Raw genomic sequence first — 23,751 nt, 5'->3', positions numbered from 1 at the left:
AAAAAGCTTTTTTTGACTGTTTTGCTTTATGGATTTCTATATATAGATATTGAGTTTATTTTAATACTTATATATTTAACGCTTTACTTAACAAAATCTGGCCATCTTTTTAAATACGTAATAAACTTCTCTCCTAATCCTTCTTTTTTTAAATGTTCCTCTGAAACTGGAATTGCAATTGGTTCAAAATTAGAATTAGCAATTACCAATTTTGGAAAATTATGGTGTAATATGGCTGAAGTTCCAATAGATACAAAATCTACACCAGCATCTAAAACTTTTTGTACATCAACAGCATTGTATATTTTTCCAGCAACTGTCCATTTTACCTTTTTAAAATCTAAACTTTTAAAGTGTTCTAATAAGGTTAAGTTTTGATATTTTTTATCATCAGGAATTTTAAAACAATCCCATAAGGATATGTCTAAAAAATCAATATTTCCTTCATCAATTAATCGCTGACAAACTAATTTTATCTCATTAATATCCATTCCAAATCTTTCAGGAGATAATCTAACACCAAGCAAAAAATTATTACCACATTGTTCTCTAATTCCATCAACTATTTCAAAAAGAAGCCTCGCTCTATTTATTAATGAACCACCATATTCATCTGTTCTTTTATTAACTTCTGAACTTAAAAATTGAGTTATTATGTATCCATGAGCTCCGTGAACTTCTACACCATTGTATCCAGCTTTTTTAGAACGAATAGCCGCGGAAATAAAATCATCTCGCAATTGCTTTACTTCTTTTAATGAAAGTTCTCTTGCATTTGTTTTCTCATTATTTGAAGGACAAACTGGTTGACCTTCTATTAATTCTGAAGGTGTTCGCATACCTGCATGATGTAATTGAATAACAGCTAAACTTCCATGTTCTTTTATTTTTGCTGTCAATTTAATATGTCCATCAATTAAACTATCATTAAAAATACCAAGTTGACCAGGAAACCCTTTGCCTATTTTTTGAACATGTGATGCACAAGTCATAACTAAACCAAAACCACCTTCTGCTCGCATAGCTAACCATTTTAGTTCATCATTAGAAAGCTTTCCATCTTCATAACTTTGTTGGTTTGTTAGAGGAGCCAACATAAATCTGTTATTCATTTTTAATCGGCAAGAGAAGGAAACTGGGGAATTTGTACTTATCATGTTAAAGTATTAATGGTTAAGTTCAAATTTAAGTAGAAATATTGTATTAAGAATTGTTAAAATCTGAATTCATTAATAAAAAGTTATAGATTAATCAATCCAATTTTTAAACTCTTTAACGCGTTCACGACTAACAATAATTTCATTGTTTTTATAGGACTTTAAAACAAGTTTTAATCTACTATTTGTGTACGCAACAATATCTTTTATTGCATTTATATTTACAAAATATTTTCTATTTACTCTAAAAAAAATATTTGGATTTAATTTAGGATCTAGTTGCTCAAGTGTATCATCTAATAAATAATTTCTACCATTTACAGTATAAATATTTGTAGCCTTATTTTCGCTATAAAAACACTCAATATTTTCTACTGAAATCATTTTTAAATGCTGACCAATTTTTACGGTAAACCTTGATTTATAGTTATTTGTTTCATTAGATAATAAACTTTTTAATTTACTTAAATCTAATTTTGTATCTATTTCTGTTTGTTGAAATTTTTTAAATTTTGAAACAGCATTTTCTAATTCATCACTATCTATTGGCTTTAACAAATAATCGATACTATTTAGTTTAAAAGCTTTCAAAGCATACTCATCATACGCTGTGGTAAAAATTATTGCGCTATTTACCTCTATTTCATCAAATATTTCAAAAGATAAGCCATCGGAAAGCTGAATGTCTAAAAATATTAAATCTGGATGCTGATTATTTGTTAACCAATTAAGTGATTCTTCTACAGAATGTAGCATAGTTTTGGGTTCTAACCCAAGCTCATTTAACATTCTATTTAACCTTCTTGCTGCTGGTTTTTCGTCTTCAATTATTAGTACGTTCATTTGGTTGCTGATTGCTGGTTAAAATTAAAAAAAATATCAATTGTTTTTTTTATAATTTAGTTTAAAAAATTATTCCCACATATCTTTTTTATCGCGATCCATTAGTTCTTTAATCTTTCTATCTTCCCAGTTTTTACCTAAAACAAAGTCCATTCCAAACACTCCAAATGCATGAAATGCGATCCCAATTCCCCAGAAAAATAGTGTTCCGTATGAACTCCAATCTAATAAAAGCCCAACACCTTCACCTGATATTATTCTTGCTAAAATTAAAAAAGCATTTACACCGATATAAACAAATAAATGAATGTAAAATCCTTTTATTGCTTTTACTCTTTTTTGAGCTCTTATATATTTTTGATTTTCTAAATTATTATTTTCCATTTTTTTAAAATTTATTGTTTGAATCTTTTTTCATTATCTCTTTAATTTTACGCTCTTCCCAATCTTTCCCAAAAAGTATCTGTTGACCAAAAACTCCATAAGCGTGAAAAACAATTCCAATTCCCCAACCTAACATTGGCCACCAAAACCATTGATACCCTGGCGATGTCATAAGGTTTATAAATATTAAAAAAGGTATAACTAAACAGTAGGATATTAGATTCCAATAAAATCCTTTAATTTCATCAACTTTCTTTTTTGCTCTAATATATTTTTGTTCTTCTGTAAAATCAGTTTTCATACTATTGTTTTTTGTTTTATGATTGCGAATGAAATTTAATTGAGTGAAGCAATCTATTGTTTCAATTTGAGATTACTTCGTCGCATACTCCTCGTAATGACGTACTATATTAATTTTAGGTTTCAACTCAACTCTACTCCCAATATTGTTTTTGATCACTTTCCATAAACTCTTTAATTTTACGTTCCTCCCAATTTCTACCTAAAATTTTATTACGTCCAAAGGCTTTAAATCCTTGTACTGTCATTCCAATTCCCCAACCAAGCATTGGAAACCAAAACCAGTGAAATTGTGGAATATATGTTAAGTTTATATAAATTATTATTGGAATTACTATGCAATAGGCAATAATACCTCCATAAAAAGCCTTTATTTCTTCTACTTGTTCTACTGCTCTTAAATATCTGCTACTTTCTATATTTTCTGATGTTCTCATTTTTTTAGTTTGTTGTGTTAATAATGGTATTTGTACTGTAAAACTTTCTGAAGTTTTTTCAATAAATACTTTTTTTAATGTGATTAAGTTATAACGATCTACAATATTGTTTAATCCAACCTTTGTACTTTTTTCTACAGTAGCTTTTGGGTTATAATTGTTTGTGATTTTTAAATAACCATTTTCTTCAGTTATCACTACTTTTAATGGATTCTCCTCTGAAACAGCATTGTGTTTTATAGTGTTTTCTAATAATAATTGTAACGAAAGAGGTATAATTTTTAATGAAGGATTACTAGCAGAATCTGGAATTTCAAATGTAACAGCATCTTCAAAACGCATTTTTAATAGTTCCATATATGTTTTTGCAAAATGTAACTCTTCATCTAAATCAATTAAATCTTTATTTTTTTGTTCTAAAACATATCTATAAACTTTAGATAGTTTGGTAGTAAACTTTTCAGCTAGTTTTGGATTTTCACCTATTAATGAAGTTAAAACATTTAAACTATTGAATAAAAAATGTGGATCAATTTGGCTTTTTAAACTTTCAAATTTGGCTGATTCTGTTTTAGCAACTATTTTTTGTTCTGTTACTTTTTTTTCAGTTAAAGTTTTGTAAAAGAATATAGCATGAAAAACTAAACTTACAATTAACGTAATTACCAATCCAAATGTGTAGTAATTTATAGCATACGCATCGTTAATAAAACTTTCTACTGGCTTACCAGATATTAAAACAATAGTTACAAATCTTAAAACAACTAACCCAAGCATTGTAAGAGCTATAGAACCTAATGCTCCATAAATTAATCTGCTTTTTGAATTCTCTTTCCAGGTAAATTTAGTTCCTATATAATTGTAGAAATAACCATTTATAACTGATAAAACAAAGGCATACATAAAATGAACACTTAAAACTTTTACTAGTTCACTTATAGGTAAATTAAAACCTTTTGCTGAAATTAATCGTTCTATAATAAATATAGCAAATCCAAGAATTAGCGAAACTTTAAGTAGCGATTTTAAATCTGTTTTCATTGAAATGGTTGTTACTTTTTATACTTGCAATTTAAAACTTAATTTCTAAAGATAAATTTTTGTTAGTCACTTCAAATTTTGATGGCTCAAATTGTGGAGGTCCATAACTCATAGGGTTATTAGATGTTCCATAACTTTCTTTAGGCATTCCATTTAATTCAAAATCCATTTTATTGTTTTCGTTTTCATCATGAAAACATATAATAGCATACTCACCTTCTGGTACATTTTTAAATGTTACTTCAGCTTTTCCATTTTCAATTTTTGAAGATTCAGAATACATTGCTTTTGCCTTTCTAAAAGTTTCTTTTGTATGAAGTGAAAAATAGATAATTCCTTTATCACTTAAAGCATTTGTTACAGATACTTCAATAGTTTGTCCTTCTTCTAGTTCTGTTTCTTTACTAGTTTGAGCAAATAGAACTGATGAAATTAAAAGTGCGATAATTAAAATTGAATGTTGCATAATTTTTTGTTTTTGAGTTAATACTTATTTTTTGATAGTTCAAAAGTCCTTTTTTATTACAACACTTAAAATTATAAATTACCGAACTGTATTTTTTTTAGGATGAAATGTAAAACCGATATTTTTAAAAACAAAAAAAGCAGCCAATTGGCTGCTTTTAAAATGTATTTCTAATTTCTAAAATTCTGAAATAGTCTTTTTTATTATTTCCACACACTCTAACAATTGCTCTTTATTCATAACTAAAGGTGGTGCAAAACGAATAATGTTTCCATGTGTTGGTTTTGCTAATAAACCATTATCACGTAATTTTATACAAATATCCCAAGCTGTTGAACTATCTTCAGTATCGTTAATTAAAATTGCATTTAACAATCCTTTACCTCTAACTTTAAGAAGTAAATCACTAGAATCTACCAATTTTTGAATTTCACTTCTAAATAATTGCCCTAATACTTCCGCGTTTTCAGCTAATGCCTCATCTTTAATTACATTTAGCGCTTCAATTGCCACAGCACAAGCTACAGGATTTCCACCAAACGTAGAACCGTGTTGACCTGGTTTAATCACATTCATAATCTCATTATTAGCTAAAACTGCAGATACAGGATACACACCTCCACTTAACGCTTTTCCTAAAATTAAAATGTCTGGTTGAACATTTTCGTGATTAACGGCTAATAACTTTCCTGTTCTTGCAATTCCTGTTTGTACTTCATCAGCAATAAATAAAACTCCATATTTTTCACATAGAGCTTTAGCTTTTGATAAATATCCCTCGCTTGGAACATAAACTCCAGCTTCACCTTGAATAGGTTCAACTAAAAATCCAGCTACATTTTTAGTTGAAGTTAGTACTTCTTCTAAAGCTTGTAAATTATCATATTCAATTTTTATAAATCCCGATGTATAAGGTCCAAAGTTTTTACGTGCATCTTCATCGTTTGAAAAAGAAATAATAGTTGTTGTTCTACCATGAAAATTATTTTTACAAACAATAATTTGTGCTTCATTTTCTACAATTCCCTTTACTTCATATGCATATTTTCTACATAATTTAATCGCAGTTTCTACAGCTTCAGCTCCAGTATTCATTGGTAACACTTTGTCAAAACCAAAAAAATTGGTTACAAATTTCTCATACTTTCCTAAAACATCATTATAAAACGCTCTTGAAGTTAAGGTTAATGTTTCTGCTTGTGATTTTAAAGCATTAATTATTCTAGGATGACAATGCCCTTGATTCACAGCTGAATATGCCGAAAGAAAATCGTAATATTTTTTTCCTTCAACATCCCAAACATACACGCCTTCTCCTTTACTTAAAACTACTGGTAATGGATGATAATTATGAGCTCCATACTTATCCTCTAACTCAACAGCTTTTTGTGATGAAATTTGTTCTGAAATCATCTTTTTTAAAAATTTTAAATTGAAAAACTAATCAATTCCTTCTTAAAGGAGAGAAATCATCCTATTCTATTCTGCAAATTACAATATATTTTTACAAAAAACATAGTATTTTATTAACCTAACCTTGCTAAAAATTCATAATCCAATAATATTATTCATTAAAAAAAATGTTGAAATTTGTTATAATAATTACACTTTATTTTAAAATAAATAGATAAATTTGTTTAATCAATTTTAAATTAAAATCAAAAAAATGAAAAAATCACTATTTGTACTAGGTATAGCTGCAGTACTATTTGTAAGCTGTGGAGAAAAAAAGAAAGAAGAAGTTAAGAAAGAAGTGGAAACTAAAGTAGAAACTGTTAAAGAAGAGGTTAAAACAGAAGTTGCTGCTGTAGATAATATTGAATTAGGTAAAAAATTATTTGCTGAAAAAACATGTGCTACTTGTCACCAACCAGATGCTAAAGTAATTGGGCCTTCAATTAAAGAAATTGTAAAGGTTTATGCTGAACAAAAAGGAAATATTGTAACGTTTTTAAAAGGTGAAGCTGAAGCAATTGTAGATAAAGATCCAGGACAAGTTGCTATTATGAAAGCAAACCTTGATGGTTTTGTAAAAGATATGAGTGGTGATGAATTAGCTGCTGTAGCTGCTTACATGAGAAGTGTAAAATAATTTAATACACATAAAATTTAAAAGCATTCCTATTTTGGAATGCTTTTTTTATGCGTAAAAATGTACATTTGCACAATGGCAAGAAAAAAGAAACAATACATTTTTGAAAATATTGAAGTAATTGATGCTGGAGCTAGAGGAAAATCAATAGCAAAATCACCAGAAGGGCAAGTTATTTTCTTAAACAATGCAGTACCTGGAGATATTGTAGATATTAGAACAGGAAGAAAACGAAAATCTTATTTTGAAGGTACTGTAATAAAAATACATAAACATTCTGAAAAAAGAACAGAACCTGTTTGTGAGTATTTTGAACATTGTGGAGGTTGTAAATGGCAAAATATGGGTTATGAGCATCAACTTGCATATAAACAAAACGAAGTTACCAACAACTTAATTAGAATTGGGCATTTAGAACTGCCAGAAGTTACTCCTATTTTAGGCTGTAAAAAACAATATTTCTATCGTAATAAAATGGAATTTTCTTTTTCAAATAGCCGTTGGTTAACTTTTGAAGAAATAAATTCAAAAAAAGAAGTTGATAACCGAAACGCTTGTGGATTTCATATTGCTGGAATGTGGGATAAAATTTTAGATATTGAAAAATGCCATTTACAAGAAGATCCTTCTAACCAAATTAGAAATTTTATTAAACAATACGGAATTGAACACAATCTTCCTTTTTTCAATCCTCGTGAACAAAGTGGTTTTTTAAGAACTATAATGTTACGTATTTCTTCAACAGCTGAAATAATGCTAGTTATTCAGTTGTTTGAAGAACTTAAAGAAGAAAGAGAAAAAATGCTACATGCTATTGCTGAAAAATTTCCTGAAATAACATCGCTTCAATATGTTATTAACGGAAAAGCAAATGATACGTTGTACGATCAAAATATTATTCTTTTTAAAGGAAAAGATCATATTTTTGAAGAAATGGAAGGATTAAAATTTAAAATTGGACCAAAATCTTTTTACCAAACAAACTCTGAACAAGCATATGAGTTGTATAAAATAACACGTGATTTTGCAAATTTAGAAGGTAACGAAACTGTTTATGACTTTTATACAGGAACAGGAACTATAGCACAATTTGTTGCAAAAAAAGCAGGAAAAGTTATTGGTGTTGAATCGGTTCCTGAAGCTATTGAAGATGCTAAAATAAATGCACAATTAAACAACATAAATAACGTTGAGTTTTATGCAGGTGATATGAAAGATGTTTTTAACAATGCTTTTATTGCAAAACATGGAAAACCTGATGTTATAATTACAGATCCACCACGAGATGGAATGCATAAAAATGTAATTGCAAAAATGTTAGAAATTTCGCCAAAACGTATTGTATATGTTAGTTGTAATTCAGCAACACAAGCACGCGACTTGGCCTTAATGAAAGAACATTATAAAATTATTAAAACACAAGCAGTTGATATGTTTCCACAAACACATCATGTTGAAAATGTAGTACTTTTAGAAAAAATATAAAATGAAAAAATACTTCACATTATTAATTTTAGCAATAATGTTTGCTGGTTGCGACAAAGATGATATTTGTTTGGAAGATAAAACACCAAGCTTAATCATTCGTTTTTATGATATTAATGACCAAGACGAAACAAAAACTGTTGAATTAGATTCTATTTATGCAGATGGTTTATACGCAGTTGATGATACAACTAGTGAAGAAACAGATTCAATTGCTATACCTTTAGATTTAAATAACGATTTTACAAAATACTATTTTGAATCTGAAGGATTAACAGATACCATTAATTTTACCTACATAAGAAATGAAATTTATGTTTCACGTTCTTGTGGGTATATTATAAATTATGAAGATTTTGAAGCTGATTTAAGCACTTCAAACTGGATAAAAGATATAGAAATAATTAACAATTCAATTTCCGATGAAGAAACTGCTCATATTCATATTTTTCATTAATATTTTTAATTTTCAGCTTAAAGCACAAGAAAATAAAGCTCAAGATTCTACAATTTCTAATAAGAAATATTATGCACTACGTGTTGGTTTAGATATAAGTAAACCTATTATTGGTTTTACAAATGACGAAGACCGAACAGAATTTGAAATAGTTGCCGATTTAAGATTTTCAGAAAAATGGTATGCTGCTATTGAATTAGGTATAAGCGATAAAAATACTATTGAAGATTATTTAGATTTTACAACTAAAGGAAGCTATTTTAAATTAGGAGCAAACTTTAACGCCTACGAAAATTGGGTTGGTATGAACAATGAAATATATATCGGAGCTAGATATGGATTTGCTTTGTTCGATCAAACATTAAATTCATACACTCCAAATGTTTATGGAACTTATTTTGAAGGCGAAACTATTGAAGATGGAACAACATTCGATGGACTTTCTGCGCATTGGGTTGAATTTATTGCAGGAATGAAAGTAGAAACTTTTAAAAATCTATTTTTAGGCGTTTCAATTTCCTTTAACAAAATGCTTTCTACCAAAGAGCCTGAAAATTTTAGCAATTTATATGTTCCAGGTTTTAACCGTGTATTTTCAAACGATGCCGGAATAGGCTTCAACTATACAATAAGCTACCAAATACCTATAAGTAAAAAATAATTTTGTATTTTTAAAAAGTTAACCTAACTATTAAAAATAATGCAAAATATACCAAGTGTTGATTTGTCTGATTTTTTATCAGATGATGCTAACAGAAAACAGAAATTTATCAAAGAAATTGGCGAAGCTTACGAAGAAATAGGTTTTGTAGCGCTGCGTGGTCATTTTTTAAGCGACCAACTTTCAGAAAACTTATACAAAGAAGTAAAAGCCTTTTTCGATTTACCTGAAGAAGTAAAAGAATCGTATGAAATTGAAGGTATTGGTGGTCAACGCGGTTATACTTCATTTGGAAAAGAAAGTGCAAAAGGGAAAAAAGAAGGCGATTTAAAAGAGTTTTGGCATTTTGGACAAGAAGTTGTTGGAAACGAAAAGTTAAAAGCACAATACCCAAAAAATGTTCTAGTAAACGAAGTCCCTAACTTTAATAATATTGGTTCTGAAACATATAAAAACCTAGAAAAAACAGCAATTTATGTATTAAGAGCACTAGCCTTGTACATAGGTTTAGATGAATTATATTTCGATAAATACGTTACTAATGGAAACAGTATTTTACGTGCAATTCACTATCCTCCTATTCAAGGTGAACCAAAAGGAGCCGTTAGAGCTGCTGCTCATGGAGATATTAATTTAATAACCTTATTAATGGGAGCTTCAGCTTCTGGTTTAGAAGTACAAAATAAAAAAGGAGACTGGATTGCAGTAACTGCTTTACCTGAACAAATAGTTGTTAATGTTGGTGATATGTTAGAACGTTTAACAAACAACAAACTACGATCTACAATTCACCGTGTTGTAAATCCGCCAAAAAAAGATTGGAATAAACCACGTTATTCAATTCCGTTTTTTACACATCCAATTAGTGAGATGAAACTAAATTGTTTAGAAAAATGTGTTGATAAAGAACACCCTAAAATGTATGAAGATATTACAGCTGGAGAATTTTTAAACGAACGTTTACGTGAACTAGGATTAATAAAATGATTTCAAAAAAAGTAATTTCATTCTTCACCTTTGGTGTATTTCTTTTAATTGCAGGCATTATATTAATGTTTACTAAAAATCCACAAGCTACAATAATTATGACCATAGGTTTAATTTTTGAACTAATAGCAATTTTAATTTTTGTTTGGAATAAACTTAAAAAATAAATAAACTTTCATTAATTTTACATTTCTTTTTCAACAAAAAATGAGTAAAAAAAAATTAAACAGTCTTGAAGATTTAGGCGGATTTGTATTTTCTACTAATAATGAATTTAAATACGATCAAGAAGAAACACAAGAAACACTTCCTCCTAATAAACAATTTCTTGAAGCTTTATTTTCCAACAAAGGCAGAGGCGGAAAAATAGTTACCGTAATTACTGGTTTTGAAGGATCTGATGAAGATTTAAAAGCACTTGGAAAAATGTTAAAACAAAAATGTGGAGTTGGTGGAAGCGTAAAAGATAACGAAATAATTATCCAAGGAAACCACAGAGATAAACTAATGCAAATCCTTAAAAAACAAGGATATAACGTAAAACGCGTAGGCGGATAAAATTATGAATAAAATAGCACCTTCAGAATTAATTCTGAACCCTGACGGAAGTATATATCACTTAAATTTAAAACCAGAACAAGTTGCCAACAATATTATTTTTGTTGGTGATCAAAACCGTGTTTCAAAAGTGACAAAACATTTTGACTCTATTGAATTTGAAATTCAAAAAAGAGAATTTAAAACCATTACAGGAACTTATAAAGGAAAAAGAATTACAGTTATGTCTACTGGTATTGGACCAGATAATATAGATATTGTAATGAATGAATTAGATGCACTTGTTAATATAGATTTAGTAAACCGTGTTCCTAAAAAAACACACACTAAATTAAATATTGTACGTATTGGAACTTCAGGATCATTACAAGCAGATATACCTGTAGACAGTTTTGTTTTAGCTAAATACGGTTTAGGATTTGACGGTATGCTCCACTCTTACGATTGTGAAGCTATTTTAGAAGCTGATGTTGAAGATGCCTTTATAAAACATACCAACTGGAGCCCAAGAAAAGCAAGACCATATATTGTAAAAAACAGTAGTGAACTTGAAGAAAAATTGATAAGCGATAAAGTTTTTTCTGGTGTTACAGCTACCGCTGGAGGTTTTTACGGACCACAAGGAAGAGTGCTACGTTTAGCCATTCAAGATCCAGAATTAAACAAAAAAATTGATAACTTTGAGTTCAATAATACAAAAGTTACCAATTTAGAAATGGAAACATCTGCTATTTATGGTTTATCTAAATTATTAGGCCATAATGCATGCTCTATGAATGCTATAATAGCTAACAGAGCAAATGGTACTTTTAGTCCTGACCCATACAAACCAGTTGAAGAATTAATAGTTTATACATTAAATAAACTTGCTCAATAAAATATTTTTTTAGTTATTGCGTTAAAAATTAAAACTTTATACAATGAAAAATTTTAAAATTTATATTTCAATAGTAGCACTTACAGGTTTATTTATAAGTTGTGGTTCTACAAATTGTGGCTGTGGATTAACTGGTGATGCCAATAAAGTTGAATTAAATACAACAGTTTTAGAGCAACAAACACTTGTTTCTGAAATAGAATAAATAAAAAATATCTATAATAAATAATCCGCTAAATAGCGGATTTTTTATTTCAAATAACCGTGTATCTTTGCACAAAATAAAAAAACAAGAAATGAATAACGGATTATACGCAAAATTCAACACTTCAAAAGGTGTTATTTTAGTAAATTTAGAGTTTGAAAAAACTCCTGGAACAGTTGGTAACTTTGTTGCTTTAGCTGAAGGAAATTTAGAAAACAAATCAAAACCACAAGGAACACCTTATTACGATGGTTTAAAATTTCATAGAGTAATTGCTGATTTTATGATTCAAGGTGGTTGCCCACAAGGAACAGGAACAGGTTCTCCTGGATATAGCTTTGACGATGAATTTCATCCAGAATTAAAACACGATGCTCCTGGAGTATTATCTATGGCAAACTCTGGACCTGCTTCTAATGGAAGTCAGTTTTTTATTACACATGTAGCAACACCTTGGTTAGATAACAAACATACTGTATTTGGAAAAGTTGTTGAAGGACAAGATGTTGTGGACACTATTGCTCAAGACGATTTAATTGAAACATTAGAAATTGTTAGAGTTGGTGAAGCTGCTGAAGCATTTAATCCAATTGAAGCATTTAGAGTATTTGAAGGTGCTAGAGAAAAACGTGAAGCAGAAGCTAAAGCTACTATGAAAGCAGAATTAGATAAAATTGCTGCTGGTTATAATGAAACTCCAAGCGGATTACGTTATAAAATTTTACAAGAAGGTAACGGAAAACCTGCAACTAAAGGTAGTACGGTTTCTGTACATTACAAAGGTCAGTTATTAGATGGTCAAGTTTTTGATTCTTCATACCAACGTAAACAACCAATAGATTTTACAATTGGTGTTGGACAAGTTATTCCTGGTTGGGACGAAGGTATTCAATTATTAAAAGTTGGTGATAAAGCCCGTTTAGTTATACCTTCTCAATTAGCTTACGGAAGTCAAGGTGCTGGTGGAGTTATTCCTCCAAATGCAACATTAATATTTGATGTTGAATTGATGGATGTAAAATAAATTCTTCAAAAAAACATAAACAAAAAAAAAGCATTGATAATCAGTCAATGCTTTTTTTGTTAGTAACTTCGGCTAAAGTCACTAAACAAATCATGAAATAGATTGTATAATTCTAAAATGTTATCTAAAAAATTAGTTTTCTAGATGTGGTTTTTGTTGTTGAATAGACTTAATGTCGAGAAATACAATAACCAAAAATGCTACTATCGAGACAACAAATACAATTTTACCTATGGTACAAAAAGTACATTGATAAAAATTAATTGTAGAACCAAATAAATGACTTGCACACCCTACCAAAATCATTATCACATAATCAACAAATGCAATTAGTGGTAAAATAATTAAGGATTTTAGTACTACATCCTTCATAATAACAGCTTAAAAATTATACAAATAATTAAACAAACAATTAGATAAATTACAATTAACAATTTAATGCAATTATTGTATTACTTATCTATAGTATAAAATTACAACACCCTAATGTTTTCATAAAATTTAATGTATCTCAATTTTAAATCGGTATTAATTTAATAATTACATAAGATTAATGTAATTTTACATTAAATATGATGTAATTTTAAATCTACTCTGTAGTATGCCAGATTTTTTTAATACCGAAACTCAATTTAATTATGACTTTTTAGACGCTAAAGAGTGTTTAAATATACTAACAAATGAAGAAAAACAACAATTAATTAATAATAAAACTGATGTTGAATTTGACGCTGGTGAAACTATTATTAAAAGAGGGATTGCTGTTAGTAATATACTTTATTTAAATGAAGGTTTAGTTAAACTAGAAATTATAAATGAAGGAAAACCATCTACTATAGCATTAGTTGAATCTCACTCTTTTATTGGGATTATATGCTGTTTTGCTTTTAAAAACTTTGATTTTACAGCTACTGCTCTTGAAAAAACTAAAGTTAGCTTTATTAAAAAAAATGTTTTTGAAGATTTTATTAAACTAAATGGCGATTTTGCCCTTAATTTAATTAAACATATGTCTGGTGTGTCTAATGGCTTATTTCATAAAATAACCACACTTTCACAAAAAAATATTGATGGTGCACTTTCTATGCTTCTATTAGATTTTGCTAGAGTTTACAAATCTGATAATTACATATTACCTATGGTTAGAAAAGATTTGGCAAATATGTTAGGCTATTCTAAAGAAAGTGTAATTAATACACTTTCTAAATTTAATAAAGAAGGAATTATAAAGGTGGCTGATAGAAAAATTAAAATTTTAGATAAAGATAAATTAACTCAAATAAGTAAAATAGGTTAATTTTTTTGAAACAAATTTATATTCAAATCGTCTGATTATTAATAATCAAACGATTTTTTTTATTTTTAAACCACATATATTTCTCTATGAAGTTCAATTACTTTATTTTTTTAATCTCTTTTAGTATAATTGTTAGCTGTTCTTCTTCTACAAACACTAATGAATTTATTAAAAAAACAGAAGGGCGCTATTTATATACTTCCGATGAAGTTTTAGAAGTTTATTTTGAAAATAATATACTTCAATTAAAATGGCGAGGCGCAAACAATATTAAACCTTTAAAGGTAAACGCTACTACATTTTTTGTTAAAGAAATGAATGAAAAATTAGAATTCACTCAAAACAATAAAAATGAAACTTATATAACCATTGTTCCAAAAGAAAACGACACTATTGTACGTAAATTTAGAAAGTTAAGCATTAACGAAAAAATCCCAAGCGAATATCTAAACAATGGAAATTTTGAAAAAGCATTAGCTGGTTATTTAGCAATTAAACAAACCGATTCTCTAAATAAAATTATTGACGAACATTATTTTAATAAATTAGGTTATAATAAGTTAAACAATAAAGAAATCGAAAAAGCGCTAGCCATTTTTAAATTAAATATAGAGCTATATCCATATAGCGCTAATACTTATGATAGTTATGCAGATGCTTTAAAAAGACAAGGAGATACAATACAAGCTTTAATTTACTATAAAAAATCGTTAGTAATAGATTCAGGTAATAAAAGAGCTAAAAAATTTATAGAAAAATATGACCAAAAATAATATTAGAGTAACTAAAACATGCTATTGGTAAGTTTCATTTTTTTTTAGAAATTAAAAAAACTTAATTTAAGTTCTTTTTTTCTTTTTTTCTCTGTAGCTACGTTTGCCTTTTGGCGGTTTTAAACTGTATGTAAAACTTACCATAGTGTACGTTCCTAAACTTTTTCTAAAAGACTCTTCATAATAATCTGCTGTACTTTTTATATGTACTCCAACATCTTTATTTAACAAATCAAAAACCTGTAGTTTTAAGTTCCCTCTTTGCCCTTTTAAAAAAGCATATTCTAACGCTACATTCCAAATAGGCAAAGTTTGTGTATCAAAGTTAGTGTCAGAAATAATAGTATAATTAAATTGAGAATTAACATTTAAACTATTCAAAAAATCCCAATCTACTTTTGTGTAATAGTTTTGGTTGTAGTTATTATTCTCACTATTATCAATTGAATATTTGGAATTTGTATAATCAAAATTAGTTCCAATAATTATATCCAATATATTTTTATTTGTGTTATTAAAACTTAACCCAAAACCTGCTTTTGTATAATCTATTTTATTATAATTATCATCTACATTTGTAATTCTATCGTACAAGTTTGTATTTATTTTTACAACATAACGTAAACCCAATCTACTTATTTTTTTACTAAAATGGATAATACTTTTAAAATTAAATCTTGATCCATAGTTTTCATATGTGGAATATCTAATATTATCTTCATCAAAATAACGTTTTGGTATAATTGCATTTTTTACGTTTGAATATCTAACAAAAGCATAAAAATTATTGGCATTTTTAAAATTATACTTGTAATATTTTAATTGTATGTTTTCTGTTTCTGAAGGTGTTAAATCAGGATTACCAAATGATATTCGCAAAGGATTAAAATCGTTAATAACAGGCGACATTTGATTGTAACCTGGCAATCCTATATTTTTATTGTAAATAACTCTAAAGTTACTTCCTTTTCTAGGCTGATAACTAAATGAAGCTCGTGGTAATAAATTGTTATATTCTTTCTTTACCAATACCTCATCATCAACTTCAAGTTTATGTTCTTTAACATCTAAAATACCCGATAAACTAAATTGAAATTTGTTAATACTAAAATTATAACTTAATTGATTTGAATAATTATCTCTATAATAATCTTGTACATAATTATAAGGATTTTCGATAGTATTTACCGTTTTATTTTGAATTAGTTCAATATCTCGTATTTCATTTCTTATTGATGAAGTAAAACTTAAATGATGGTGTTCTATTATAGGCTCTGAATATCTAAAAGATAAGTTATATTTTACACCCTTTTTTATATCGTCTTGAGTTGTAATTACGTCCTTCTCATTATCCGAATCAGGATCTTGTAATTGATATTTAGTAAAGTTTTGTTGAAAATTTTCATCAAAATAATCAGTAAACGAAAAACCAGAAACAACCTTAATACTTCGGCCATTTTTATTCATTTTTTTTCTATAAGAAAAATCTAACTTCCCATCTTTCCTAGAATCTTCACTATGCGTAATTCTATCATTCAAAATATCCTCATTTTCGTTTGCATCTAAATATATAGTTTTTGAAGTTCCATCAGAAACTCTATTATCACTTTTAAAGTTTCCTCTTAAAGCTAAATAACTATTTTTTTTAGAACGATCTCTTAAACTAAAATTTATATTATGATTGTTGGAAACATTATCAGAATTATAATCAATTTTTGAATTCAATGTTTCATCGTTATTTATAAATTCAGTTCTATTAGAGTTTACTTCTTGTAGGTTTTCTGAATAACCATAATAATAATCTACATTAAAATCTAAATCCTTTTTAATTTCATAATTAAAATTAGCTCCAGATGTTCCTGTAGTTAATTCCCCAGAACTACTACTTGTTTTTGAACCGTCACGCTCAAAAACAGAGGCTCCGGTATTATTAATATTATTTAACTTTCCAAAAACTGCTAGTTGAATATCAGATGTAAAAGCATTAATATCTAAATTAGTAGTGTATCTATTATTGGTTCCAACACCAACACCAGCTTTCCCAAAATAACCAACTTTTTTACCTTCCTTTAAAACAAGGTTTAGAACTTTATATTTTTCACCATCTTTAACACCTGTTACTTTAGTGTCTTCGCTATCTTCATCTATAATTTCAATACTTTCAATTGCATCAGCAGATAAATTTTGAAGCGCAATTGTTGGATCATTATTAAAAAACTCTTTTCCATCTACTAGAATTTTCATTACTACTTGCCCTTGAGCACTAACCTCACCATTTGCTTCTACTTCTACTCCTGGTAATTTTTTCACCAAATCTCCAACATTATCATCTTGCCGAACTTTAAAGGCTTTTGTATTATATGCCATTGTATCTTGTTTTATTTTTACAGGAATAATGGCTTTTACAACAACTTCATCTAACTGATTAACTTCTCGTTTAAGAATAACATTGCCAAGGTTTTTTGGAGTTTTTGATAGATCTATTTTACGTTGATCTACTTGGTAAGTCATCATATAAATTTGAATTAAATATGCACCTTCTTTAAAATTTTTAATTTCAAATTCACCTTTAATTCCAGTTGTTGTGTATTTAACCAACATAGAATCTACAGGATTTAGTAATGAAACTGAAGCAAATTCTAAAGGTTTTTTTTCTTCGTCTAAAACAATTCCAGAAATACTTTGAGAAAACAGATTTAATGTAACTAAAAATAAAATCGCAATAAACACTAATTTTTTATAAACTATAGAACAGCTATTAAAAACACTCAAATTCAATACTTTAGATAGTATTTCAAATTTTATATATTTAGCGAACATAAATTCATTTTTTTTGAATATTCAAAAGTAGTAAATGGTTTATTAATAAACGTCAGTTTTACATTTAAAAATAAAAATAATGAAAACACAAAAACAATGGTTCAGTGAGTACGCTGTTAGTCATCAAATTAAAACAAATCAATTAATACATTACATATGTGTTCCTGCAATATTTTTTAGTATTGTAGGCCTTTTAATGAGTATTCCTTCTAACTTTATACAATCAATAACTAAACTTAATTTACCTTTAATTGAGAATTGGGCTACCATTGTTTTAGTTCTCTTATTATTTTTCTACGCAAGCCTTTCAATAAGCACATTTATAAAAATGTTATTATTTGGTGTACTTTGCATAGTTGGCAATTTTTATTTATCCTATTTAATACCCTTAATTTACATTTCTTTATTTATTTTTGTTATAGCTTGGATTGGTCAATTCTATGGACATAAAATTGAAGGTAAAAAACCTTCCTTTTTAAAAGATCTTCAGTTTCTTTTAATTGGGCCAGCTTGGGTTTTTGAAAAACTTACAAAATAAACAATGAAAAAACATTTGGTATTTATCACCATTTTATTCTATTCAGTAATTCAATCGCAAGAAATCGAATTTAATGTATTTAACACATCAATAAACAGTAAATATGCAGAGCTCGGCACCAAATACTTTGGGCCTTCAAAATTAATTTTTGCAACTTCTAAAAAAAATGAAAACGATGGTGCATTTAAAAAAAACAGACGTAAAAATAATCGCCAACTTTTTTTAGATTTATACGTAGGTGTTATAACAAAAAATGGAGACATTATACAATCTAATAAATTTTATAATGAAACCGACAACAAATTTTTTGAATCAGATGTAGCATTTACATCTGATTTAAAAACAGTTTATTTTACTTGGAATAACTATTATAATGTTGATAATAGAAGAGATTCTACAAATTGGAAAACATTAAGAATAGTAAAGGCAAACATTGATGAAAACTTTCAAATACATAATGTTCATCAATTACCTATAAATAGTGATAAATTTTCAAATAAAAATCCAGTTTTAAATAAAGATGAGACCAAACTTTTTTTTGTTTCAAATAGAGATACTAAAAAAGGAGAGACAGATATTTATGTAGTTGATATTTTAAAAAATAATACTTACGGAGTTCCTAAAAAATTAAACGCCAAAATAAATAGTGAAGCTTCTGAAATATTTCCTTTTATTGATGAAAATAACACATTATATTTTGCCTCAAACGGACATAAAGGCTTTGGTGGGTTTGATATTTTTAAAGTAAATTTAAATAATGAATTAAGTGAAATAGAACCATTACCTACACCTATAAATTCAAGTTTTGATGATTTTGCTTTTATAGTTAATAATACATCAAAAAGTGGATTTTTTACATCTAACAGACCACAAAGTAAAGGCGATGTTGACATTTATGCATTTAATTATAATGAATTAGAAATCGAAATTGAAGAACCACCTTGTGAGCAATTAATTACAGGTACTATTATAGATAGTGAATCAAATAAACTACTAAACAATATTCAAGTTTTTTTATATAATGATTCTCAAATAGTTGAAGCTATTGAATTAAATAACTCTGAAGAGTTTTCTTTTAAATTAGAATGTGAAAAAAACTACAAAATAGTTGCAAAAAAAAATGGTTATTTACCTAACGAAATTGAATTTTCAACAAACAATACCAATCTAACTAACTTAAAAAAACAACTACTGCTAACTCCAATAAAATGTAGAAACATTGTTAGTGGTAAGATTTTAAATTCAAAAACAAACTTACCTCTTTCTAACGCAATAGTTAGTTTATTTAAAAATGATTCTTTAATTTCTAATATTCCTATTAATAATTCTGCTGAATTTAAAGTTCAAATTGACTGTGAATCTAACTACAAGTTGTCAGCCAAATTAAATAACTTTAAAAAAGATTCAGTTTTATTAGTAACTACAAAAGAAAATCATAAAATATTCTATAAAATTCTACGTCTTAAAGAAATTGAAAAAGTAGAAAAAGATATTGAATTTGTAACCGTTCGAAAACAAAAAATGGTAAAAACAAATCCTATTTATTTTGATTTGGACAAATCAAACATTAGACCAGATGCAGCTATAGAACTTTCTAAAGTTGTAGATGTTTTAAAAAAATATCCTACAATAAAAATTGAAGTTAAAGCACATACAGACAGTAGAGCTCCAGACTCATATAACTATAAATTATCAAACTCTAGAGCAAAATCTACTATAGATTACATTATTTCTCAAGGCATTGATTCTGAAAGAATATTTGGTAAAGGATATGGTGAAACACAATTAATTAATAAATGCTCTAACGGCGTAAAATGTACAGAAACAGAACATCAATTAAACAGAAGAACCGAGTTTATAGTAATTGATAAAGAATGAAAGAAGAAATTACATTTGAAGATTTTCAAAAAGTAGATATTAGAATTGGGACAATTATTGAAGTTAATGATTTTCCTAAAGCTAAATTACCAGCCTATCAACTTAAAATAGATTTTGGTGCACTTGGAGTAAAAAAATCAAGCGCCCAAATTACGCATTTATACAGCAAAAAGGATTTGTTAAACAAACAAGTTACCGCAATTATTAATTTTAAAAAAAAACAAATCGCCAATTTTTTTAGCGAGTGTTTAGTTTTAGGTGTTTATAATTCTAATAATCATGTAGTTTTACTACAATCCTCAAAAACTGACATAAAAAATGGTGAACAAGTTTCTTAAATTGATTTAACCAAAAAGAAGTTTTTTTCCACCTATTTTTTATCTTTGAATTACTAAAATAATATTTGTGATTCAACAACAATTAAAAGTGCTTTCTAGTGAAATAAATGGCGAATTAGTTTTCGACAACCTACACAAAAGCATCTACGCTACAGACGCTTCAGTTTATAGAAAAATTCCATTAGCTGTAGCTTTTCCGAAAAATAATACAGATTTAAAAATTCTAATAAATTTTGCTTCAAAAAACAATATTACCTTAATTCCAAGAGCTGCAGGAACTTCATTAGCTGGACAATGTGTTGGTGATGGAATTGTGGTTGATGTTTCAAAACATTTTACTAAAATACTTAAGTTTGATGAGCACCATAAAACCATAACTGTTCAACCAGGAGTAATTAGGGATGAGTTAAATCTATTTCTAAAACCATACAAATTATTTTTTAGTCCAAACACTTCTACAAGCAATAGATGTATGATTGGCGGTATGGTTGGAAACAATTCTTCTGGTACAACTTCCATTCAATATGGCGTTACTCGCGATAAAGTTATTCAACTAAAAACTATTTTAAGTGATGGTTCTGAAGCGATTTTTAATGAAGTCTCAAATGATGAATTCAACCAAAAAAAAATAGGTAATTCTTTAGAAAATCAAATTTACAAATCTATATTTAATGAACTTTCTTCTAAAGAAGTTCAACAAGAAATTATAAATCAATTTCCTAAAAAAGAAATACATAGAAGAAATACAGGTTATGCCATTGATGCGTTAATAAATACAAATGTTTTTAACAATTCAGAAGAAAATATAAATATAGCTAAATTGCTCTGTGGAAGTGAAGGAACACTCGCTTTTACTACAGAAATCACCTTAAAACTAGATGACTTACCACCTACTGAAAGTATGCTGGTTGCTGCTCATTTTACAAGTATTGAAGAAAGTTTAAAAGCCGTTGTATTAACAATGCAACATAACCTACACATGTGTGAATTAATGGATAAAACCATTTTAGATTGCACTAAAAATAACAGAGAACAACTAAAAAACAGAGATTTTGTTGAAGGTGATCCTGCAGCAATTTTAATGTTGGAAGTAAAAGCGACTTCAAAAAAAGAAGTTGAAATATTGGCGCAAGATTTAATTAAAGATTTACAAAATAATAATTTCGGATATGCTTTTCCTGTTTTAAAAGGTGAAGAAATTCAGAAAGCCGTTAATCTTCGTAAAGCAGGTTTAGGGTTATTAGGAAACATTATTGGTGATAAAAAAGCAGTTGCTTGTATTGAAGATACTGCAGTTGAAATGAGCGATTTGCCTAATTATATTTCAGAATTTTCTGAAATGATGAAAAAATACAATCAAAATGCAGTGTATTACGCACACGCAGGTGCTGGAGAAATACATTTACGACCTATTCTTAATTTAAAGAAAAATGAAGACGTTGCACTTTTTAGAACAATTACAACCGATGTTGCAAAACTAGTAAAAAAATACAGAGGTTCTTTTAGTGGTGAGCATGGCGATGGAATTGTTCGTGCTGAATTTATTCCGTTAATGATTGGAACTAAAAACTATGATTTATTAAAACGAATAAAAGCTGATTTTGATCCTAATAATATATTCAACAAAGGAAAAATTGTAGATGCGTTTCCTATGGATAAAAGTTTACGTTATGAAGTTGACAGAATTGAACCTGATATTGAAACCATTCAAGATTTTACTGAAAGTGAAGGAATTTTAAAAGTTGCCGAAAAATGTAATGGTTCTGGAGATTGTAGAAAACCAGTTTCTGCTGGTGGTACAATGTGCCCAAGTTATAGAGCTACAAAAAATGAAAAAGACACAACACGTGCAAGAGCAAATGCATTACGAGAATTTTTAACAAATTCAGACAAAATAAACAAGTTTGATTACGAGGAATTAAAAGATGTTTTTGATTTATGTTTAAGTTGCAAAGCTTGCGCAAGTGAATGTCCTAGTAACGTTGATATTGCAGCTTTAAAGGCAGAGTTTTTACACCAATACTACAAAAGCAATAAACCAACATTACGAACAAAACTTTTCGCTGAAAATGTAAAATATAACAAGCTAGGAAGCATTGCTCCTTTTATAACCAACGTTGCTTTAAACAATCCTATTACTAAAAAAATAATTGGAATTGCACCAAAACGTAGTATTCCTAAATTATATAAAACCACTTTAAAAAAATGGTATAAGCGTAATGTAGCTAAACTTCAACAAAAGGAATTTAAAAATGGTGAAGTGTATCTATTTTGTGATGAATTCACCAATTATTACGATGTTGAAATAGGTATAGATGCAATTAAATTATTAACTAATTTAGGCTATAAAGCAATTATTGTAAATCACGAAGAAAGCGGCAGAAGTGCCATTTCTAAAGGATTTTTAGACAAAGCGAAAATAGTAATTGATAAAAACATTGAAACATTCAAAAATTTAATTTCTGAAAAAACACCACTTATTGGAATAGAACCTTCTGCCATTTTAGGTTTTAGAGATGAATATTTGAGATTAGCTGATGATAAAACATCTGCTAAAGAAATTTCAAAAAACACTTTTACTTTTGAAGAGTTTATAAAAAATGAATTTAAAAAAGGAAACATTTCATCAGAACTGTTTACCTCAAATTCAAAAGAACTTAAAATACACGTACATTGTCAACAAAAATCGTTGAGTTCTTCAAAAGCAACTTTTGAAATGCTAAATATTCCTACTAATTATAAACCTGTTATTATGAATACAGGCTGTTGTGGAATGGCTGGAAGTTTTGGTTATGAGAAAGAGCATTACAACGTTTCAATGCAAGTTGGTGAAGATACTTTGTTTCCAAAAATTAGAAATACTTCAGAAGAAATTGAAATTTCTGCTGCAGGAACAAGTTGTAGACATCAAATTTATGATGGAACAAAAAGAACTAGTAAACACCCAATTACACTATTAAAAGAAGCATTAAAATAATATAAATAACTTTCGTCATGCTGAACTCGTTTCAGCATCACATCAAATTTGTCACATTAAGCAAATGAGACCCTGAACTCAAAGAATCACGAATTCAACATAAGAATAAAAAAACAAGTAATCAAGTTCAAGGTGACGATTTCAAAAAACAAACCA

At 27.9% G+C, this 23,751-nt stretch carries 24 protein-coding genes; 16 read left to right on the top strand and 8 right to left on the bottom strand.

The annotated features are described in order from the left end of the window. Positions 1–83 precede the first annotated feature (83 nt). The 7 genes from R3X25_RS08935 to rocD all read right to left on the bottom strand — a co-directional run bounded on the left by R3X25_RS08935 (position 84) and on the right by rocD (position 6,041). Complete coding sequence (locus R3X25_RS08935) at positions 84–1,112, bottom strand: NADH:flavin oxidoreductase (protein WP_317673984.1); 1,029 nt, start codon at positions 1,110–1,112, stop codon at positions 84–86. A gap of 135 nt (positions 1,113–1,247) precedes the next feature. Beyond that, entirely contained in the window at positions 1,248–2,000 is a 753-nt protein-coding gene (locus R3X25_RS08930) for a LytTR family DNA-binding domain-containing protein (RefSeq protein ID WP_317673982.1), read from the bottom strand. 69 nt (positions 2,001–2,069) lie between these two features. Beyond that, positions 2,070–2,384 (bottom strand): 2TM domain-containing protein, encoded by a 315-nt coding sequence (locus R3X25_RS08925; RefSeq protein ID WP_317673980.1) that lies wholly within the window; start codon positions 2,382–2,384, stop codon positions 2,070–2,072. Between the two features lie 4 nt (positions 2,385–2,388). Further along, on the bottom strand, positions 2,389–2,685 hold the full coding sequence (locus R3X25_RS08920; RefSeq protein WP_317673978.1) for a 2TM domain-containing protein: 297 nt from the start codon (positions 2,683–2,685) through the stop codon (positions 2,389–2,391). 133 nt (positions 2,686–2,818) lie between these two features. Next, positions 2,819–4,162 (bottom strand): 2TM domain-containing protein, encoded by a 1,344-nt coding sequence (locus R3X25_RS08915; protein ID WP_317673976.1) that lies wholly within the window; start codon positions 4,160–4,162, stop codon positions 2,819–2,821. 31 nt (positions 4,163–4,193) lie between these two features. Beyond that, positions 4,194–4,628 carry a DUF2141 domain-containing protein gene (locus R3X25_RS08910; RefSeq protein ID WP_317673974.1) on the bottom strand — a complete coding sequence of 145 codons (435 nt, stop codon included), beginning with the start codon at positions 4,626–4,628 and terminating at the stop codon, positions 4,194–4,196. A 177-nt stretch (positions 4,629–4,805) separates the two neighbouring features. Continuing rightward, positions 4,806–6,041 carry an ornithine--oxo-acid transaminase gene (rocD, locus tag R3X25_RS08905; protein ID WP_317673972.1) on the bottom strand — a complete coding sequence of 412 codons (1,236 nt, stop codon included), beginning with the start codon at positions 6,039–6,041 and terminating at the stop codon, positions 4,806–4,808. 253 nt (positions 6,042–6,294) lie between these two features. Between rocD and R3X25_RS08900 the strand changes: the two genes are divergently transcribed. From R3X25_RS08900 to R3X25_RS08845, 12 genes are all read left to right on the top strand, one after another. Beyond that, complete coding sequence (locus R3X25_RS08900) at positions 6,295–6,720, top strand: c-type cytochrome (protein ID WP_317673970.1); 426 nt, start codon at positions 6,295–6,297, stop codon at positions 6,718–6,720. A 75-nt stretch (positions 6,721–6,795) separates the two neighbouring features. Beyond that, entirely contained in the window at positions 6,796–8,205 is a 1,410-nt protein-coding gene (rlmD, locus tag R3X25_RS08895) for a 23S rRNA (uracil(1939)-C(5))-methyltransferase RlmD (RefSeq protein ID WP_317673968.1), read from the top strand. Position 8,206: 1 nt separating this feature from the next. Continuing rightward, entirely contained in the window at positions 8,207–8,662 is a 456-nt protein-coding gene (locus R3X25_RS08890) for a DUF6452 family protein (protein WP_317673966.1), read from the top strand. Continuing rightward, positions 8,628–9,323, top strand: coding sequence for a DUF6048 family protein (locus R3X25_RS08885; RefSeq protein WP_317673964.1), 696 nt, complete (start codon positions 8,628–8,630; stop codon positions 9,321–9,323). Before R3X25_RS08890 ends, R3X25_RS08885 begins: the two co-directional genes overlap by 35 nt. A gap of 39 nt (positions 9,324–9,362) precedes the next feature. After that, positions 9,363–10,310, top strand: coding sequence for an isopenicillin N synthase family dioxygenase (locus tag R3X25_RS08880; RefSeq protein WP_317673962.1), 948 nt, complete (start codon positions 9,363–9,365; stop codon positions 10,308–10,310). After that, positions 10,307–10,477 carry a hypothetical protein gene (locus tag R3X25_RS08875; RefSeq protein WP_317673960.1) on the top strand — a complete coding sequence of 57 codons (171 nt, stop codon included), beginning with the start codon at positions 10,307–10,309 and terminating at the stop codon, positions 10,475–10,477. The genes R3X25_RS08880 and R3X25_RS08875 overlap by 4 nt, the downstream gene beginning before the upstream one ends. 40 nt (positions 10,478–10,517) lie before the next feature. Then, entirely contained in the window at positions 10,518–10,868 is a 351-nt protein-coding gene (locus R3X25_RS08870; protein WP_317673958.1) for a translation initiation factor, read from the top strand. A gap of 4 nt (positions 10,869–10,872) precedes the next feature. Continuing rightward, entirely contained in the window at positions 10,873–11,745 is an 873-nt protein-coding gene (locus R3X25_RS08865; RefSeq protein ID WP_317673956.1) for a nucleoside phosphorylase, read from the top strand. Between the two features lie 43 nt (positions 11,746–11,788). Beyond that, positions 11,789–11,950 (top strand): hypothetical protein, encoded by a 162-nt coding sequence (locus tag R3X25_RS08860; RefSeq protein WP_317673954.1) that lies wholly within the window; start codon positions 11,789–11,791, stop codon positions 11,948–11,950. A gap of 91 nt (positions 11,951–12,041) precedes the next feature. Next, positions 12,042–12,974 (top strand): peptidylprolyl isomerase, encoded by a 933-nt coding sequence (locus R3X25_RS08855; protein ID WP_317673952.1) that lies wholly within the window; start codon positions 12,042–12,044, stop codon positions 12,972–12,974. A gap of 601 nt (positions 12,975–13,575) precedes the next feature. After that, the gene (locus tag R3X25_RS08850; protein ID WP_317673950.1) at positions 13,576–14,271 is read left to right on the top strand and encodes a Crp/Fnr family transcriptional regulator; all 696 of its coding nucleotides are present in this window, start codon (positions 13,576–13,578) and stop codon (positions 14,269–14,271) included. An 86-nt stretch (positions 14,272–14,357) separates the two neighbouring features. Continuing rightward, positions 14,358–15,044, top strand: coding sequence for a hypothetical protein (locus R3X25_RS08845; RefSeq protein WP_317673948.1), 687 nt, complete (start codon positions 14,358–14,360; stop codon positions 15,042–15,044). A gap of 66 nt (positions 15,045–15,110) precedes the next feature. On the opposite strand, the gene R3X25_RS08840 is transcribed toward R3X25_RS08845, so the two are convergent. Continuing rightward, positions 15,111–17,864, bottom strand: a complete 2,754-nt coding sequence (locus R3X25_RS08840) for a TonB-dependent receptor (RefSeq protein WP_317673946.1) — start codon at positions 17,862–17,864, stop codon at positions 15,111–15,113. A gap of 79 nt (positions 17,865–17,943) precedes the next feature. On the opposite strand from R3X25_RS08840, the gene R3X25_RS08835 reads away from it, so the two are divergent. The 4 genes from R3X25_RS08835 to R3X25_RS08820 all read left to right on the top strand — a co-directional run bounded on the left by R3X25_RS08835 (position 17,944) and on the right by R3X25_RS08820 (position 23,595). Then, positions 17,944–18,402 (top strand): DUF962 domain-containing protein, encoded by a 459-nt coding sequence (locus R3X25_RS08835; protein ID WP_317673944.1) that lies wholly within the window; start codon positions 17,944–17,946, stop codon positions 18,400–18,402. 3 nt (positions 18,403–18,405) lie between these two features. Beyond that, entirely contained in the window at positions 18,406–20,280 is a 1,875-nt protein-coding gene (locus tag R3X25_RS08830; RefSeq protein ID WP_317673942.1) for an OmpA family protein, read from the top strand. Then, the gene (locus R3X25_RS08825; protein WP_317673940.1) at positions 20,277–20,618 is read left to right on the top strand and encodes a tRNA-binding protein; all 342 of its coding nucleotides are present in this window, start codon (positions 20,277–20,279) and stop codon (positions 20,616–20,618) included. The genes R3X25_RS08830 and R3X25_RS08825 overlap by 4 nt, the downstream gene beginning before the upstream one ends. Before the next feature lie 67 nt (positions 20,619–20,685). Then, positions 20,686–23,595 carry an FAD-binding and (Fe-S)-binding domain-containing protein gene (locus R3X25_RS08820; RefSeq protein ID WP_317673938.1) on the top strand — a complete coding sequence of 970 codons (2,910 nt, stop codon included), beginning with the start codon at positions 20,686–20,688 and terminating at the stop codon, positions 23,593–23,595. Positions 23,596–23,751: the final 156 nt, after the last annotated feature.

The sequence above is a fragment of the Lutibacter sp. TH_r2 genome (genome assembly GCF_033101135.1).
Lineage (GTDB): Bacteria > Bacteroidota > Bacteroidia > Flavobacteriales > Flavobacteriaceae > Lutibacter.
Note: the sequence above shows the minus strand (reverse complement) of the source record. Positions and strands in the feature narration are given on the sequence as shown.

Excerpts from the sequence above, each read along its gene's own strand:
- R3X25_RS08935 (WP_317673984.1), bottom strand. The coding sequence starts at position 1,112 with ATGAATAACAGATTTATGTTGGCTCCTCTAACAAACCAACAAAGTTAT.
- R3X25_RS08930 (WP_317673982.1), bottom strand. The coding sequence starts at position 2,000 with ATGAACGTACTAATAATTGAAGACGAAAAACCAGCAGCAAGAAGGTTA.
- R3X25_RS08925 (WP_317673980.1), bottom strand. The coding sequence starts at position 2,384 with ATGGAAAATAATAATTTAGAAAATCAAAAATATATAAGAGCTCAAAAA.
- R3X25_RS08920 (WP_317673978.1), bottom strand. The coding sequence starts at position 2,685 with ATGAAAACTGATTTTACAGAAGAACAAAAATATATTAGAGCAAAAAAG.
- R3X25_RS08915 (WP_317673976.1), bottom strand. The coding sequence starts at position 4,162 with ATGAAAACAGATTTAAAATCGCTACTTAAAGTTTCGCTAATTCTTGGA.
- R3X25_RS08910 (WP_317673974.1), bottom strand. The coding sequence starts at position 4,628 with ATGCAACATTCAATTTTAATTATCGCACTTTTAATTTCATCAGTTCTA.
- rocD (WP_317673972.1), bottom strand. The coding sequence starts at position 6,041 with ATGATTTCAGAACAAATTTCATCACAAAAAGCTGTTGAGTTAGAGGAT.
- R3X25_RS08900 (WP_317673970.1), top strand. The coding sequence starts at position 6,295 with ATGAAAAAATCACTATTTGTACTAGGTATAGCTGCAGTACTATTTGTA.
- rlmD (WP_317673968.1), top strand. The coding sequence starts at position 6,796 with ATGGCAAGAAAAAAGAAACAATACATTTTTGAAAATATTGAAGTAATT.
- R3X25_RS08890 (WP_317673966.1), top strand. The coding sequence starts at position 8,207 with ATGAAAAAATACTTCACATTATTAATTTTAGCAATAATGTTTGCTGGT.
- R3X25_RS08885 (WP_317673964.1), top strand. The coding sequence starts at position 8,628 with ATGAAGAAACTGCTCATATTCATATTTTTCATTAATATTTTTAATTTT.
- R3X25_RS08880 (WP_317673962.1), top strand. The coding sequence starts at position 9,363 with ATGCAAAATATACCAAGTGTTGATTTGTCTGATTTTTTATCAGATGAT.
- R3X25_RS08875 (WP_317673960.1), top strand. The coding sequence starts at position 10,307 with ATGATTTCAAAAAAAGTAATTTCATTCTTCACCTTTGGTGTATTTCTT.
- R3X25_RS08870 (WP_317673958.1), top strand. The coding sequence starts at position 10,518 with ATGAGTAAAAAAAAATTAAACAGTCTTGAAGATTTAGGCGGATTTGTA.
- R3X25_RS08865 (WP_317673956.1), top strand. The coding sequence starts at position 10,873 with ATGAATAAAATAGCACCTTCAGAATTAATTCTGAACCCTGACGGAAGT.
- R3X25_RS08860 (WP_317673954.1), top strand. The coding sequence starts at position 11,789 with ATGAAAAATTTTAAAATTTATATTTCAATAGTAGCACTTACAGGTTTA.
- R3X25_RS08855 (WP_317673952.1), top strand. The coding sequence starts at position 12,042 with ATGAATAACGGATTATACGCAAAATTCAACACTTCAAAAGGTGTTATT.
- R3X25_RS08850 (WP_317673950.1), top strand. The coding sequence starts at position 13,576 with ATGCCAGATTTTTTTAATACCGAAACTCAATTTAATTATGACTTTTTA.
- R3X25_RS08845 (WP_317673948.1), top strand. The coding sequence starts at position 14,358 with ATGAAGTTCAATTACTTTATTTTTTTAATCTCTTTTAGTATAATTGTT.
- R3X25_RS08840 (WP_317673946.1), bottom strand. The coding sequence starts at position 17,864 with ATGTTCGCTAAATATATAAAATTTGAAATACTATCTAAAGTATTGAAT.
- R3X25_RS08835 (WP_317673944.1), top strand. The coding sequence starts at position 17,944 with ATGAAAACACAAAAACAATGGTTCAGTGAGTACGCTGTTAGTCATCAA.
- R3X25_RS08830 (WP_317673942.1), top strand. The coding sequence starts at position 18,406 with ATGAAAAAACATTTGGTATTTATCACCATTTTATTCTATTCAGTAATT.
- R3X25_RS08825 (WP_317673940.1), top strand. The coding sequence starts at position 20,277 with ATGAAAGAAGAAATTACATTTGAAGATTTTCAAAAAGTAGATATTAGA.